Genomic DNA, 14,688 nt, shown 5'->3' on the forward strand with positions numbered 1-14,688 from the left:
TCTTTTTTGCGGGGTACATCTCACCATCTCTTACCGCTGCCTTTTTGCACAGCAACTGTTCACACAGCAGTTGTTTGCAGAGTAGTTCTCAGCAGGGCAAGCATCCTCAACCCTGATCCCCACGCAAAAAGCAAATCGTTTTTATGAATATTAGCGACTGGCTAAAGAAGAATCCCCAGGTCGGCTCTAGTTTTGTGAGTTCCTCCTCCGAACTGGCTGAAGCCAAAACCCGCGTCAAGATTTCCTTAGTCAATCAATTCTTTCCACCCGACTATGCCCCGACTGGGCAATTGATTGAAGAACTGGCAAAGCAGCTTGACCGGCAAGGAGCAGAGGTAGAAGTCTTCACGGGTCAGCCAGGGTATGCATTTCGGGCAGCAAAAGCTCCTGCGAACGAAACAATCGGTCGGGTTCAGGTTAAGCGATCGCGCACATCCCAACTGTTTCCTTATCGGATTCGCGGTAAAGCGATTAACGGCGTTCTATTTAGCATTCGCGCTTTTCTCTATTTGCTAAATCCGCGACGTCAAAACAACGTTATCTTATTAACCAGCGCACCGCCTTTTTTGCCAATTCTGGGCTATCTTGCTAGTTTGTTGTTTGGCATCTCCTATGTTTGTTTAATCTATGATCTTTATCCTGATATTGCGGTTGAATTAGGTGTAATTTCGGCAGATCACTGGCTGGCGCGCTGCTGGCAGGAAATCAATCGGAAAGTATGGCGGCGATCGAAAGGCGTGATCGTGCTAAGCCCCGCGATGAAAGATCGGATAACCAAAATTTGCCCAGAGGCGGAACATAAGATATCAGTAATTCATAGCTGGGCAAACCCAAATTGGATTATGCCGCTGCCTAAGGAGGACAACTGGTTTGCCCAAGAGCATCAGCTCGTTGAGCCATTTACAGTGCTATATTCTGGCAACATGGGACGTTGCCACGACGTTGATACTATCTTGGATGCAGCGATTCACCTGCGTGATGAGCCAGTTCGGTTTGTTTGCATCGGTGCGGGTGCGAAACGAGAGGGGCTAATGCAAGAAGTGCAGCAACTAGGACTAAAGAACTTCACATTTCTGCCCTATCAAGATCGCCATGTGCTGCCCTATTCACTAACTGCTTGCGATGTCTCCCTAGTAAGTGTTGCAGAAGGGATGGAGAGTTTGGTTGCTCCCAGCAAACTTTATTCGGCACTGTCTTCTGGTCGTCCACTGGCAGTGATCTGCCCCCAACATTCCTATCTCAATCAGATTGTTGCTGAGGCAGGATGTGGAGCCAGCTTCAGAAATGGTGATGGACATGAACTGGCACAATTTATCCGATTTTTGATGCACGATCGCCCTAAGGCAGAAGACATGGGCACTGCGGGTCGGGCATACTTACAGAAAGCCTTTACCCCAGAGACGATCGCCAAACAGTATTTCAAGGTGCTGCGTCGAGCGTCTGCTTAGCACCTGCATATCCCTGAAAGCCGTTTCGATCAGGCAAGTACCCATCCTCCTCTGTCTAAATAAACTTGCGGTAAACTATTCGTCAGAGGATTGTCATTGGCTCAGGGATATTACTAAGATTCAGGTCAGGAAATGATCAAACGATGTCATTTTCCTCCGGGCTTTTCAGGGATTATCGCTTCTACCTTTGGTGCATTTTAGGCTACCGCAAAGTTACATTACCGTGCTGACAAGCCTGGGTACGAAAACCCTTTCGTCAGCCTGAATAGAAGCAAGAAAAGCTTCTCCTAGCACGGGAATCGGGGTGAGTTTTGATCGTTCCGATGATTTGTCCTTGATCAAAATCGTAAATCTACCCCTGTGCATCACCAGGCTGCTTACGTTAAGCAATAACTGACCTCAGTAACTTGCACCTTTAACGAAGTAGCAGATTGGTAGCCCACGTACTTTGTTGAACGAATTTCCTTTCTACAAGCACACACTTGAGGTAGATTCAACTATGAACTTTTCTTTCAAAGCACTTGCAATTGGTGTTGGTGCAGCAACAGCAGTCAGCGTCGCGCTCGATGCAGCCCCCGCGCAAGCACTCTCTATTGGCAGCAGACTAGACTTTATCGGATTTGCCGATTTTGGTCTCAACAACGGCCAGGTAACCACTTTTACACCTGATTCGGTGGTTCCTCTTATTCCTCTCCCTTCTATCTTAGTGGAGGGGACGGGAGATTTTGCCGGAGTATTCTCGCTTGCCAGTATTGAGTCTGTACCTTCTGTTCCCTTTGCCGGCGTTCTGCCAGACTTCATCGAGGGAGAATTCTTCTTTGGTAGTGCCTTCAGTATCGATCTCACATCCTTTGTGCAGTTCGATAATGACACCATCAATCTTAGTGGATTATTTGATGATGGAACACCACTCGTTGGTTCTATCACATTCCAGCCGGGTGGTTCTCGCTCCTTCTCTGGTACGTTCACAGCAGTTCCGACTCCGGCTCTTATACCTGCTGCCCTCGGCTTTGGTGCAGCAATGCTGCGGAAGCGTAAGGGAGAGAAGGCTGAGAAGGAAGCGGTTGGCGTAAAGGCTTAAGCTGCGATCGTTCTCCATTAAATCGGGGTAGAGGGTTAAGCTAGCGAAACCTGTACATATTGCGGGGATAATTTCTTAATCCTCGCCCCGGCTTTTTGGATTTATACCTTCTATTGCTAAAGAAATTATTCAGTGTTGCTTGATGATGGTTGAGTTTTATCAGCGATGTTCTGCCAGTTATTCGATCGTTACTCGTTTTCAATCTTTAGATATAATCAGCGGATACATCGAGGTGGTTAATCTGTGAAAGATCAATGAATCCGAGAACAGATGCAGGATAAACGCTAAAAAAGCAATTAGAATTCAGGCAAGGAAACCATCAACACTGGGTGGTTTTTCCAGGAGTCGGGTATTGCTTCTACCCTTAGGCGTCATCCCGCAATCAAGGTGAGTAAATCGCTCCGAATCACTGAGTACTTCACCTGGAAGAAGGTAAAGAGCGTTCTCAAAAAAAGCCTTCATTGCTTTGAATAGAAGTGGTTTGTCTACTTCTTTTATCCTCAATCCTAGTCTTTGAGTCGTTCACAAATTATTTCCCTGTTAACCGTAAGGTAGGTGAACATCATGACCCTCAAGTTTATTAGTTTCGGCTCGGCGATCGCAGCAGCTACAGTTACAGTTGCAGTTAGTTCTCCTGCACAGGCACTGAACATTGTTGGTACAAATCTATCGCTTGATGGAGCTGCCACAATTTTTCGTGAAACTTCTGACGTCTACGATTTTAGTTTTAGTGGCGTTAACATTACTCCTGAGTCTAGCACGCCGCCCTTTGAGGTCGGTGATGAGGTTTCTATTACTCCTCTAAACAACCTTTCTGAAGCAGGCAACCTCTTTGGTCCGATTCCTAACTTTATCACGGGGATCGAATTGACAGATGGTGAAGTCATTTCCTTTAATCTGAGCAACCTGCTCTTTAGAGTTGATGAGGACATGATTAATGGGGCAACAGTAGCAACTGATTTCGCTTTGGTCTTTAACGGCAACTTTGTGCGTACCGATGGAACGGTGTTCGGGTTTGGAGCGATCACGACCCAAATTGCTGGACCATTGGCCATTGGTCAGAGCGTGATTAGACCTCTTTCAGGAGACATTAGGGTTGTTCCGACCCCCGCTTTAGTACCTGCTGCGCTTGGGTTTGGTGCGGCAATGCTGCGTAAGCGCAAGGGTGAGAAGGCTGAGAAGGAAGCAGCTAACGCAAAAGCTTAAGGGTACGATCGTCTTCTCTCTTTGTTCAGGACGTGCATTGAACCAATTAAGATTGTATTCTCCAGTCATTTAGTTATTCGCTGAAACGTTTGTCTCGATTCCTTTCCATGCTTTAAGGGACTTACAGAATCTTCGAATTGAGCTTATCGATTGAAAGACGGCTGTAAGTCCCCGTCAAGAAGAACTATTGAGGAAAGTAAACCTCTTGTCCTGAACAACTTCTTGGTTTTCTTTTCTATTCTGTTTTCAACCCGCTGGAACGAAAAGCGATTTATCTGAATCATTGAACCCGATCGCTTGATTTTGATCGGTTTGTGTTCCTCGTTCATTCTTATCTCCGGTAATATCCTATGGCTTCTGCTTCTACTCCTGCTCCGATGTCTGGTGCTACTCGTCCTGATCGGATGATGGGCATCTGTCAAATTGTTGGCTTTGTTTGTTTATTTGGCTTTGTGCTGAATATGCTGGTGCTGTTTCTGCCACCTCAACTTGGAGATGCTGCATGGCGGGTTGGCTTTTTGCAGCAGTTTGGTGATCGGAGCCTGGTGCTATTAATTGGAGCTGCACTGACGATCGCAGGCAGTTTTGATAGCCGTCGCTGGTTAAAGCAGTTCTCACTGTTCTGTCTGTTCCTCGGCGGAATTTATCTGATTACCTGTTTGCTGGTTGTGAAAGATACACTCAGTCTGCGCCAGCTCGCCGTAAATAATATCAGTGCCCAGGAAACCCAGGTGCAAAACCAGATTCGGAATGCCCAGTCGAACCCGACTGCTTTGGGACAAAACATCACCCCAGAAGACTTGCAGCGGGCTTCGCAAACCCTCACAGGACAGGCAACGGTCGCTAAGCAAAACGCTCAAACCACCGTGCTTAAAACAGGAATGACCAGTGTGATTAACCTGGTTGCGATCGGGTTGGGATTGATTGGGCTGGGTCGCTATGGAATGTCCGCGCGTCAGCGGTAATTTGCTATGAAAGGGAAAACTGCACAAAGTGCGGGCATATGGCTACATCGAGGCATGAGGACTTCTCATAGCCGGATGATCACGCTGGGCTTGTTTATCGTTGCCTGCTATGTCCCCTTTTGGTTAGCGAAGCTTGCAAACGGCTTACTGCATGGGTCTGGCTCAATTTTAATGGCAGCAGCAATGTGTCTGGGGCTTTATCGCCTCTGGCAGCAGCGGCAGGAGCTAGCCAACCTGGAAGCGTCTGAGGGCGATCGCTGGCTGGGTTATTTCTTAATTGTGGTCAGTCTGCTGCTGTTGCCATTCGGATTCACAACCCTCTGGCTTCAGAGAATGGTCTGGCTTCAAACATTTGCAGGCATTGCCCTAAGTACCTGGGGAGCCTCTGTGTTTGGACGCTATCCGATCCCCACCTTCCTAGTCGTGCTGGGGCTGTTCCCAGAACCTACTGCTGTCGGGATGACGCTCTGGAAAACCTTCACGCCGCCTCAAATGCTGGAAAGCCTGATGGCGTGGACCGGCACGCTTGGCTTACAAGCGATCGGTCAACCCGCAACTCAGATTGATGCAGTGTCGATCGCCCTTCCCGGTGGAGCGGTTCGGGTGGATTGGGGTTGCAGTGGTTTTGATATGGCAACAGTTCTGGGAATTGCCAGCCTGGTCGTTGGGCTTGCAATGCGGGAGTCGATCGCCAAGGTCACATTGATGGTTGTCGTTGGAATCGCACTGGCTCTGATTGCCAATATTCCGCGAATCATGCTGTTAGCCATGTCAGAGGCTTATTGGGGCAAAGGTGCTTTTGAGTTCTGGCATGGTCCCTGGGGCGGGCAAATCTTTGCAGGAACGATGTTCACAATTTACTACTACATCGTCATGGCAATTCGCAATCACGGTACTTCAAGCCGTTCAGCTTAGTCGGAAGTTACTCCTCACAATCCTGGCAAGATTGCTTCAAAGCAAATGAGGAGGGAAAACGATCGTCCCCACTCCTGCCCCTTTTCCACAACCGGATGAGGGGAACTTTAGTTTGATAGGCATTGATGAGCAGCTGAGTGCCATTAAAATGGCTGGAGAAGCTAATACCAATACAAGCTCGAAAAACTTCTAACAGGTTTCATCATTCATTACGAAACGTCAAAAAACGCCTTAAATCATCTTGAATCAACTCAAGCAAAGTATAAAAAATCACCCTTTGTCACTCTTCAATTGTAATGAAAGATATTGTTAAAACATTCTTCCAGTGGGGCTTAAGACATTTCTGTACGGCAGATTTGTAAAGGTTCTGAGAAGTTAAAAAAACTCCCTGATTACTTTTAAGCATATTGTAATAGTTATTTGGAGGGGTCGAAAGCCTACATTCTCGATGAGTTCGATTTCACGAGTTTGACGAGATTGAAGTAGGTTTCAGGCTGGCTCACTCAGATTAAGCAGCAATGCTTAACTGCCCACAGCTCAATAATCTAGAACTTGTATTCAGGAGCCGGGCTTTGATGGTCGTTTGATCTCAGTCCCTCCACCGTAACCTTCTGGTGTGTTTGTTGCTTAGAGGAGGTCGAATTGCAGAAAAGGTGTGACCGAAATCGGAAGCGTTCCAAGCGGCGAGCAATTCACTGCCCAATTCATGGCTGCTACCTGGATAGCGTTAGTCAAAAGCAATCTCTCTTTGCCGATCGCCCCGGACAACTCCAGCAGCGAGGGGTGAATCGAAAAACGGCATTGATGCTGGTCGCAAACCAAACGGCAGTTCCCTTGGAAGGTGAGTGGTTGGAGGCTTTCTGGTGTCCTGAGTGTCAGCAGACGAAATGGTATCACGTTAGAAAGATGGACGCTCGCACCTATGAGATTTCAGTTGCACCTCAGGAACTCTGGCAGCAGGTTCAGGGAGTCATTGACCCAAAGGGCAATCCTTCGGTGGGTGAGTTCACCCGTAGGCAGGCTCGAATGCTGGGCTTTAATGGGGTGAAAGATTTCAGATTCGTTCATTAATCTCGCTCCTGAACTTCGTTTCACCCAATATGAAGATTGGTCAGTCAGTTTTGCTTCAGGATCTATAAGCATTGCAGAATCATTGGATTTGGGAAATGGGTTAACGATCGAGAAATTCTCTACAATAATTGAAGAAACTCGCTAGAAGCTTGCTGCCTATAATACGGCTTTTTCTAAGGTTGATCAGGCATACGTTGCTGTAAAAGAGTCAAAACAGGCTCTGGCGGAATTAACTGAACGGATGTTGATTGGAGCCGCATCCAAATATGGTAAGAACAGCAGTGAATAGGAAATGGCGAGTGGGTCTCGCCGGCAGAGCAAGCGGCGATGAGTGATAGTTCTCCTGCTTCATCTCCGGGAGCCTAGTTTCAGATTTTAATCCTTGACCCTAATTCAAGATTTGTTTGGTCCTTTTGACCCTTATTCTCAAATATTTCGTACAGGGGTACAGGTTAATGTCTGTATCCTTTTTCATGGCAATTGAATTTTAATTCGATCGCTATAGTTTGATTGACAGCAGTTTTCGGAGGCAAGACTAAATCGTTGTGAAACAGCTCAAATCTGCTTTGAATTCTCCAGCTTATCGACTGATCACAGCCACAGCACGCCGTAATTGGTCCTTCTTGGCAATCAGCTTATCAACCAATTTACTGGGAGCTGTGCTAGAGGGCAGTACGCTGGGCGTAATTTATCTAGCAGTTTCCCTGCTTTCGGAGGGATCGCAAAATCAACCCCAATTCCTACAGCAATTTCTATCGGTTGTGCCTCTGTCGCAGGGACAGCAATTTTTGGGACTCTTGGCATTTGCTGTCTTGCTACAAGGTCTGTTAGCTCTAAGCAGCTATGCCAATAAGGTAAGTACGGCTTACCTGTCTGCCAGGGCGCAGCCACAGGTCACGGGTCGGGTATTCGAGCGGATCATGTCCTTTAGCTTTGCCTGCGCCAGCCATTACAAAATTGGCGACTTGCTGATGTATACAGGCAGCGCAGCCGATACGGTAGATGGGCAAATTCAGTGTCTCAACGGGTTAGTCGTCAGCCTCTCTTTTACCATTGTCTATGCGGTTGTTTTAATCAATCTGTCTCCGGTTTTGGCATTGGTCGCGGTTCTACTGGCACTGGTTGTTATTTTGGTGCAGCAAAGACTATTGCCCCGGTTACGGGCAGTTGCTCATCAACTGAACTCGGCTCAAGTTGAGTTGTCTAAGCGGATGACTGAGAACATTCAGGCGCTTAGATTACTACATACCTTCGGCACCCAACAGCGATCGACCGATGAGGTTTTGCATTTACTGCGCGATGTGCAGGCTCAACTCCAGCAGCGGGCACGGGTCTTCTTCTTGCCAGACCCAATTCTGGATGTATTGCCCATTTTTTCCCTGGCAGTTCTAGCTGCGCTAGCTTTTGCCATGAGCGATAAGCCGGAGACAATCTTGCCGCTGCTGCTGACTTTCCTGCTGGCTTTGCAGAGGTTATCGATTCGCCTGCGGGTAGTTGCTGGAGTATTCACCCAACTGGCTGATAGCAGTGCCAACATTCAGAGATTAAACACAATCTTAGATACCAGCGATAAGCAGTTTGTTTTAGTTGGAGGTCATCCCCTTGGGTCAGTGCAAACTGATATCTGTTTTGAGGGAGTTAGCCTCTCCTATGGAGACGATCAAACCTATGCATTGCGGAATGTAAGCTTCAGGGTTCCTAAAAATCAGGTGACGGCTCTGGTCGGACAATCGGGAGCAGGTAAGTCATCGATCGTCGATTTGCTTATCGGGTTATATCAGCCAACCAAAGGACAGATTACAGTCAACGGTAAAGCGTTGCATCACTATAATCAGTCAAGCTGGCGACAGCATATTGGGGTAGTTAGCCAGGATACATTTATCTTTAACAACAGCATTCTGGACAATATTCGCTATGGTGCGTTAGATGCTACCTTCGAGGAGGTCGTGGCAGCGGCGCAAGCTGCCCAAGCGCATCAGTTCATTCTGGATTTGCCGGATGGATACGACACGACGGTAGGAGAGCGGGGCTATCGACTTTCGGGAGGGCAGCGGCAGCGATTAGCCTTAGCTAGGGCGATTCTAAAGCAGCCAGAAATTCTGATCTTGGATGAAGCAACCAGTGCCCTAGACAGTGAATCGGAGCGACTAATTCAACAAGCATTAGCTGAGTTTCAGCAAGACCGAACCGTCATTGTCATTGCTCACCGCTTATCGACGATTGTAGGAGCGGATCAAATTGTGGTTTTAGAAAAGGGGCAGTTCATCGAAGCCGGAAATCACAAGACGCTGATCAAGCAGAAAGGGCGTTACGCTCATTACTGGAACTTACAAACTCACCAAGCAACAGTTTAACCGTTTACCACTTGGAACCAGGAAGCAATTTGTTAGCTTCTAGGGCAATAAAAAATTATGTTGACCATCAATGCTGGCTATTACGTTCACAAATTGCATTCACAAATCGATTATGAGAAAGGAGAGGTGGAAAATTCACCTTTATACAAGATCATAGCCTCTACATCCATCAGCAAGAAGGAATTTCTATATAATTTCAATTATTATTCCTACGTTGAACAGAGACAACTTATTGAAATCAACAATTAAATCTCTCTGTTTGCAATGTTTCTCGCCTGATCGATTTGAAATTCTCGTAGTCGACAATGGTTCAACTGACAATACTAAAGATATTACACGAGCTGCTATAAATGAATTTTCTCCTCATCAAATTCGTTACATTTATGAACCAGAACCAGGGCTGCTATCCGGTCGCCATCGTGGAGCTTTAGAAGCGAAAGGTGAAATTTTAACTTTTGTTGATGATGATATCGAGGCAGATCCTGAGTGGTTAAGAGCAATTAAGGAATCATTTGACGATCCGACTGTTAAACTCGTCGGGGGGCGCAACTTACCAAAATATGAAGTAGAGCCACCAGCATGGCTTGAATGGTTCTGGACGGAGCATCCTTTTGGCAAAGTCTGTGTTAATCTGAGCCTGCTGGATTTTGGTGATCAGGTACGGGAAATTAATGCAAATTATGTTTGGGGCTTAAATTTCTCGATCCGCAAAAGTGCCTTATTTGAACTGGGCGGATTTCATCCAGATTGTATTTCTAAACATTTGCAGCATTTTCAAGGAGATGGTGAGACGGGATTAACCCAAAAAGCTAACGCAAAAGGCTACAAGGCAATTTACCAACCTAAAGCTTTATTATTCCATCAGGTTTTAAAGCAGAGAATGACTTATGAATATTTCGATCGACGCTACTTTTACCAAGGCGTTTGTGATTCTTATTCAGAAATTAGACGAAATAACAGTCAGCTAATCCTTAACGCACCCAAGGAAGGTTTTATAGAGACAATTAAACGACCTCTAAGATTCCTCAAAAAAGCAGCAAATAGAATCGTCAATCGTCAGACTGAGCAGGAAATGTTACAGCAGCGATTCTATAAGGCATACCAGGATGGATATCAATTTCATCAAAGTGCAGTACGCGAGAAACCAGAGCTTTTAAACTGGATTCTCAGAAAAGATTACTGGGATTACAAGTTACCTGAGTTTAGCGCAACCCATGATTGAGCAAATTACTTACCACAATCAGCTACTTGCACTCATTGTTCCAAAAAAATTCGATCAGCCTGGAATTCACTTCTTTACGCCAAATGAGCTATCTCAACAGCTCGCTTACATGCGGCATCCTATTGGAAAAGTAATTGAACCTCACGTTCATAATCCCGTACTGCGTAAAGTGCAATATACTCAGGAAGTTTTATTTATCAAGCGAGGAAAGCTGCGCGTAGACTTCTACAATGACCAGCAGCAATACCTGGAGAGCCGGGTTCTAGAAGCCGGAGACGTTATTCTCTTAGTTACGGGCGGTCACGGATTTGAGGTGCTTGAAGAAATCGAGATGCTTGAAGTTAAGCAAGGACCTTATGTTGGCGAGCAAGACAAAACTCGATTTTCTGGCATTGCTTCAGAACAAGTCAAAATTGTCGAACTGAGTTAATTATGAGTTTTGTTTCAGTTAATGAACCCCTGTTGAATGGCAACGAGAAGAAGTATTTGCTTGAGTGTATTGAAACAGGCTGGATTTCTTCTGAAGGACCATTTATAAAGCAATTTGAGTCGCAGTTTGCTGCTCGTGTGGAACGCAGCGAGGGGATTGCGGTCAGCAATGGATCTGTGGCACTGGATGCGGCAATCGCAGCATTAGAAATTGGCAAAGGAGATGAAGTTATACTCCCGACCTTCACAATTATTTCCTGTGCAGCAGCGATCGTTCGAGCTGGGGCAATCCCTGTAGTTGTAGACTCTGATCCAGTAACCTGGAACATGGATGTTAGCCAGATCGAGGCAAAAATTACCCCACGCACAAAAGCGATCATGGTGGTTCACATTTATGGCTTACCTGTAGAAATAGACCCAGTTCTGGAACTTGCTGATCGCTATGGGCTGTTTGTGATCGAAGACGCTGCTGAAATGCACGGACAAACCTATAAAAATCGTCCCTGTGGCAGCTTTGGTCATCTCAGCACCTTTAGTTTCTACCCCAATAAACACATCACAACTGGGGAAGGCGGCATGATTGTCACCAATGATCCAGCCTTAGCCGATCGCTGTCGCGCTCTTCGGAATTTGTGCTTTCAACCGCAAAAACGCTTTGTGCATGAAGAGCTGGGCTGGAATTTTCGCATGACCAATTTGCAGGCAGCTCTGGGGGTAGCGCAACTGGAGCGGTTAGATGAGTTTGTAGCTCGTAAGCGTTGGATGGGGCAATGCTATACCGAATTGCTGACGGCAGTTTCTGGGCTACAGTTGCCGCTGGCAAGAACAGAGTATGCCGATAACATTTACTGGGTTTATGGTTTGGTCTTGAAAGAAGAAGTGCCCTTCGATGCTGAAAAGATGATGCACCTGCTAAAACAGCATCAGATTGGTACTCGTCCTTTCTTCTGGTGCCTGCACGAGCAACCCGTTTTCAAAAAGATGGGTTTATTTCAGAACGAATCCTATCCGGTTGCTGAGAATCTAGCTCGACGAGGATTTTACATTCCCAGTGGAATGGCTTTAACAAATGAGCAAATACAGCAAGTGGCGACCGCGGTTAAGGAAGTATTGCTATGAGAGCGATGATTAAACAAATTCCGCTTGTCAAACAGGTATATCAGCAGATAAAGGAAGCAGAACATAAGAGAAAGGAGGCGGAGTATAAGAAAAAGTTTGAAACAGATGGTTATAGCTGTTTTTGGGGGGTATTTGAAACATTTGAGCAAGCAAAGCAAGCAGCTCCAAGTACGAAAACGATCGGGTATGACAATGCAGACTTAGCCCAGGAATACCAGCAGATGTTGGAGCAGAATAACTGGGAAGGGAGTGGTCAAACAATTCGTCCTCATGACTATCCAGCTCTGTTCTGGCTCAAATCAGTCCTTAGTGATGACTGTAACCGAGTTTTTGACTTTGGCGGCAACGTTGGAGTCCATTACTATGCCTATTCAAACTATCTAAACTATTCAGATGCTCTAGAATGGACAGTCTGTGATCTACCTGAAATTGTCAAAGCTGGCAAAGAGTTAGCTGAAAGTCGCTTTGAAAAAAAGCTATTTTTCACAACCAACCCCAGCGATATCAGCAATCATGACATTTTGATCGCATCTGGCTCTGTTCAATACATAGAAGATTTGGCTCAACTTCTGTCTACTCATAAAAAATTAAAGCATCTATTAATTAACCGTTTACCGCTTTATGAGGGAAAACGTTTTGTGACACTTCAGAATGGAGGGCGAGTATTTTATCCTCAATATGTTTTCAACAAGACTGAATTTATTGAAGGATTACGATCACTTGACTATGAACTAGTTGATATCTGGCAAGACACAGGCAGCTCTTGCATCATTCCTTTTCATCCAGAGCAGTCAATTCCCTTTTACTATGGCATGTACTTGAAGCTAAAACTGTAGCCAATATGAATGTCTTTGGTAATTATGCCCGCTATTATAATTTGCTTTATCGAGATAAAGATTACGCAGGAGAGGCACAATTTATTCATCAACTTCTACAAACTCATGCCCCGAATGCCACCTCTATTCTTGATCTAGGCTGCGGAACTGGTGCCCATGCAATATTGCTGGCTAAGCAGGGATATCAGGTGCATGGGGTAGATTTAAGTGCCAATATGCTACAGCAAGCCAACGAACAATGTACGCAACTCTCTGCTGATTTGCAAGCTCGGCTGCACTTTTCGCAGGCAGATATTCGCCAGGTGCGCATTGATCAGTGTTTTGATGTAGTGCTGTCGCTGTTTCATGTCATCAGTTATCAGGTCACGAACGAGGATCTTTTAGCAGCATTTAAAACTGTAAAGCAACACTTGAAGCCAGGAGGAATCTTAATCTTTGATGCCTGGTATGGTCCAGCTGTACTAACGCATCGTCCGACCGTCCGAGTAAAACGAATGGAAGATGAAGAAATTCAAGTTACCCGAATTGCTGAACCGACCCTATATCCAAATGAAAATTGGGTTGATGTGAATTATCACATATTCATTCGAGATACAAAGAATGACATCGTTGAAGAACTTCAAGAAACACATCGTATGCGTTATCTATTTAAGCCGGAAATAGAGTTTTTTCTTCAACAAGTGGGCATGATGCCATTAAATTGTCAAGAGTGGATAAGCGATCGGTCAACTGGTTTTGATAGCTGGAATGTCTACTGGATTGTGAGGAAATAAATGAGGATAGGAATCCCCTTTTGTAAATGGCCAGCTGAAGCAGGAGGAGGTTTTACATTTCAGGACGAAATAATTAAAGGAATCCTTCACTTTGCGAAAGAGAGCAATCATACCTTTGTCTTTTTAGGATGGGAAAAGGAAGCACCTTTAGAAATTCAACTATCAGAACACGTTGAATTTGTTTCCTTTCATATGCACCAATCGATGTCCCAACGTTTCTATCAGAAAGTAATGCGGGTTGCAAAAAAAATTGTAGCCTTCGGAAAAAGAAATAAATCCAAGAGGATAAGAACTGCTTACGAAGAACATATTCAAAATACGATTCAGAACTCTCAAATTGATATAACATGGTCTCCAACACTGAGCTGTTTACAGGATATTCCCTGTATAATAACTGTTTGGGATTTACAGCACAGGAATCAACCTTATTTTCCTGAAGTTAGTAACGGAAATGAATGGCAGGAACGAGAACAAAACTTATCTCGTTTACTGCGACAGGCAGCTCATATTTTAGTGGGAACTCAGGTTGGCAAATCTGAAGTTGAAAAATTTTATCAAATTCCTTCAGAGCGGATTAGTGTTTTGCCTTTTCCTCCCCCTGAATTCACGTTAGTTGCTGCGAATTTACTTGATTCATCATCAATTTTGTCGAAGTTTTCTCTTCCTTCTAATTATTTGCTTTATCCAGCTCAGTTCTGGCCCCATAAAAATCATGTCAATCTTTTGAAAGCAATTAGACATCTGAAGGAGAAAGACGAGCTGATTTTGCCAGTTGTTTTTACTGGAGCCGACAAGGGGAATCGTTGTTATGTTGAGAAAGTTGTGGCAGACTTAGGTCTAGAAGACCAAGTTCATTTTCTAGGTTTTGTTTCGCAAGAAGAACTGGTCGCACTATATCAAAAAGCCTTTGCTTTGACCTACGTAACCTTCTTTGGACCAGATAATTTGCCTCCACTAGAGGCATTCTCTGTCGGTTGTCCTGTGATTGCTTCTGAAGTGGCGGGAGCGATCGAGCAATTAGGAGATGCGGTAATACTTGTTGATCCCAAGAACCCTGAACATATTGCTTTAGCAATAAAGCAACTTTGGGATAATCCTGGTTTGCGAGAGCAACTGATACAGCGAGGATATGAACGTTCATGTAAATGGACTGTCAAAGATTATGTTAAAGATTTATTCTCTATTTTTGATGAGTTTGAAAAAATTCGTCAGTGTTGGGAGAAGGGAATGTCCTATAAATTACGTTAGCTAGCTGGAAACTATACGCAA

Annotated in this window: 13 protein-coding genes; all 13 read left to right on the forward strand. The window is 45.2% G+C overall.

The genetic code is table 11. The annotated features are described in order from the left end of the window. Nucleotides 1-143 precede the first annotated feature (143 nt). Nucleotides 144-1,448 carry a glycosyltransferase family 4 protein gene (locus NDA02_RS17450; RefSeq protein ID WP_348255497.1) on the forward strand — a complete coding sequence of 435 codons (1,305 nt, stop codon included), beginning with the start codon at nt 144-146 and terminating at the stop codon, nt 1,446-1,448. Nucleotides 1,449-1,947: 499 nt separating this feature from the next. Then, on the forward strand, nt 1,948-2,529 hold the full coding sequence (locus tag NDA02_RS17455) for a PTPA-CTERM sorting domain-containing protein (protein WP_348255498.1): 582 nt from the start codon (nt 1,948-1,950) through the stop codon (nt 2,527-2,529). 564 nt (nt 2,530-3,093) lie between these two features. Further along, complete coding sequence (locus NDA02_RS17460) at nt 3,094-3,735, forward strand: PTPA-CTERM sorting domain-containing protein (RefSeq protein WP_348255500.1); 642 nt, start codon at nt 3,094-3,096, stop codon at nt 3,733-3,735. A gap of 350 nt (nt 3,736-4,085) precedes the next feature. Continuing rightward, nucleotides 4,086-4,700 carry an HpsJ family protein gene (locus NDA02_RS17465; protein ID WP_348255502.1) on the forward strand — a complete coding sequence of 205 codons (615 nt, stop codon included), beginning with the start codon at nt 4,086-4,088 and terminating at the stop codon, nt 4,698-4,700. A 6-nt stretch (nt 4,701-4,706) separates the two neighbouring features. After that, nucleotides 4,707-5,615 (forward strand): cyanoexosortase C, encoded by a 909-nt coding sequence (gene crtC / locus NDA02_RS17470; RefSeq protein WP_348255503.1) that lies wholly within the window; start codon nt 4,707-4,709, stop codon nt 5,613-5,615. A gap of 642 nt (nt 5,616-6,257) precedes the next feature. Continuing rightward, nucleotides 6,258-6,686: a hypothetical protein gene (locus NDA02_RS17475; protein WP_348255505.1), complete on the forward strand. Its 429-nt coding sequence runs from the start codon at nt 6,258-6,260 to the stop codon at nt 6,684-6,686. A 623-nt stretch (nt 6,687-7,309) separates the two neighbouring features. Beyond that, nucleotides 7,310-9,040, forward strand: coding sequence for an ABC transporter ATP-binding protein (locus NDA02_RS17480; protein WP_348255507.1), 1,731 nt, complete (start codon nt 7,310-7,312; stop codon nt 9,038-9,040). Between the two features lie 205 nt (nt 9,041-9,245). Further along, on the forward strand, nt 9,246-10,262 hold the full coding sequence (locus tag NDA02_RS17485; RefSeq protein ID WP_348255580.1) for a glycosyltransferase family 2 protein: 1,017 nt from the start codon (nt 9,246-9,248) through the stop codon (nt 10,260-10,262). Then, a complete protein-coding gene (locus NDA02_RS17490) occupies nt 10,255-10,692 on the forward strand; it encodes a hypothetical protein (RefSeq protein ID WP_348255509.1) in 438 nt (145 codons plus the stop codon). The genes NDA02_RS17485 and NDA02_RS17490 overlap by 8 nt, the downstream gene beginning before the upstream one ends. Nucleotides 10,693-10,694: 2 nt before the next feature. Next, nucleotides 10,695-11,810 carry a DegT/DnrJ/EryC1/StrS family aminotransferase gene (locus NDA02_RS17495; RefSeq protein WP_348255511.1) on the forward strand — a complete coding sequence of 372 codons (1,116 nt, stop codon included), beginning with the start codon at nt 10,695-10,697 and terminating at the stop codon, nt 11,808-11,810. Then, entirely contained in the window at nt 11,807-12,646 is an 840-nt protein-coding gene (locus tag NDA02_RS17500) for a methyltransferase, TIGR04325 family (RefSeq protein ID WP_348255513.1), read from the forward strand. Before NDA02_RS17495 ends, NDA02_RS17500 begins: the two co-directional genes overlap by 4 nt. Before the next feature lie 5 nt (nt 12,647-12,651). Next, nucleotides 12,652-13,419: a class I SAM-dependent methyltransferase gene (locus NDA02_RS17505; RefSeq protein ID WP_348255515.1), complete on the forward strand. Its 768-nt coding sequence runs from the start codon at nt 12,652-12,654 to the stop codon at nt 13,417-13,419. Beyond that, nucleotides 13,420-14,667: a glycosyltransferase family 1 protein gene (locus tag NDA02_RS17510; protein ID WP_348255516.1), complete on the forward strand. Its 1,248-nt coding sequence runs from the start codon at nt 13,420-13,422 to the stop codon at nt 14,665-14,667. Nucleotides 14,668-14,688: the final 21 nt, after the last annotated feature.

The organism is Leptolyngbya sp. ST-U4, assembly GCF_039962215.1.
Lineage (GTDB): Bacteria > Cyanobacteriota > Cyanobacteriia > Elainellales > Elainellaceae > Leptolyngbya_A.

What these genes read in the sequence shown, in the direction of transcription:
- NDA02_RS17450 (WP_348255497.1), top strand. Translation starts at nt 144, where the DNA reads ATGAATATTAGCGACTGGCTAAAGAAGAATCCCCAGGTCGGCTCTAGT.
- crtC (WP_348255503.1), top strand. Translation starts at nt 4,707, where the DNA reads ATGAAAGGGAAAACTGCACAAAGTGCGGGCATATGGCTACATCGAGGC.
- NDA02_RS17510 (WP_348255516.1), top strand. Translation starts at nt 13,420, where the DNA reads ATGAGGATAGGAATCCCCTTTTGTAAATGGCCAGCTGAAGCAGGAGGA.
- NDA02_RS17460 (WP_348255500.1), top strand. Translation starts at nt 3,094, where the DNA reads ATGACCCTCAAGTTTATTAGTTTCGGCTCGGCGATCGCAGCAGCTACA.
- NDA02_RS17465 (WP_348255502.1), top strand. Translation starts at nt 4,086, where the DNA reads ATGGCTTCTGCTTCTACTCCTGCTCCGATGTCTGGTGCTACTCGTCCT.
- NDA02_RS17500 (WP_348255513.1), top strand. Translation starts at nt 11,807, where the DNA reads ATGAGAGCGATGATTAAACAAATTCCGCTTGTCAAACAGGTATATCAG.
- NDA02_RS17490 (WP_348255509.1), top strand. Translation starts at nt 10,255, where the DNA reads ATGATTGAGCAAATTACTTACCACAATCAGCTACTTGCACTCATTGTT.
- NDA02_RS17505 (WP_348255515.1), top strand. Translation starts at nt 12,652, where the DNA reads ATGAATGTCTTTGGTAATTATGCCCGCTATTATAATTTGCTTTATCGA.
- NDA02_RS17455 (WP_348255498.1), top strand. Translation starts at nt 1,948, where the DNA reads ATGAACTTTTCTTTCAAAGCACTTGCAATTGGTGTTGGTGCAGCAACA.
- NDA02_RS17495 (WP_348255511.1), top strand. Translation starts at nt 10,695, where the DNA reads ATGAGTTTTGTTTCAGTTAATGAACCCCTGTTGAATGGCAACGAGAAG.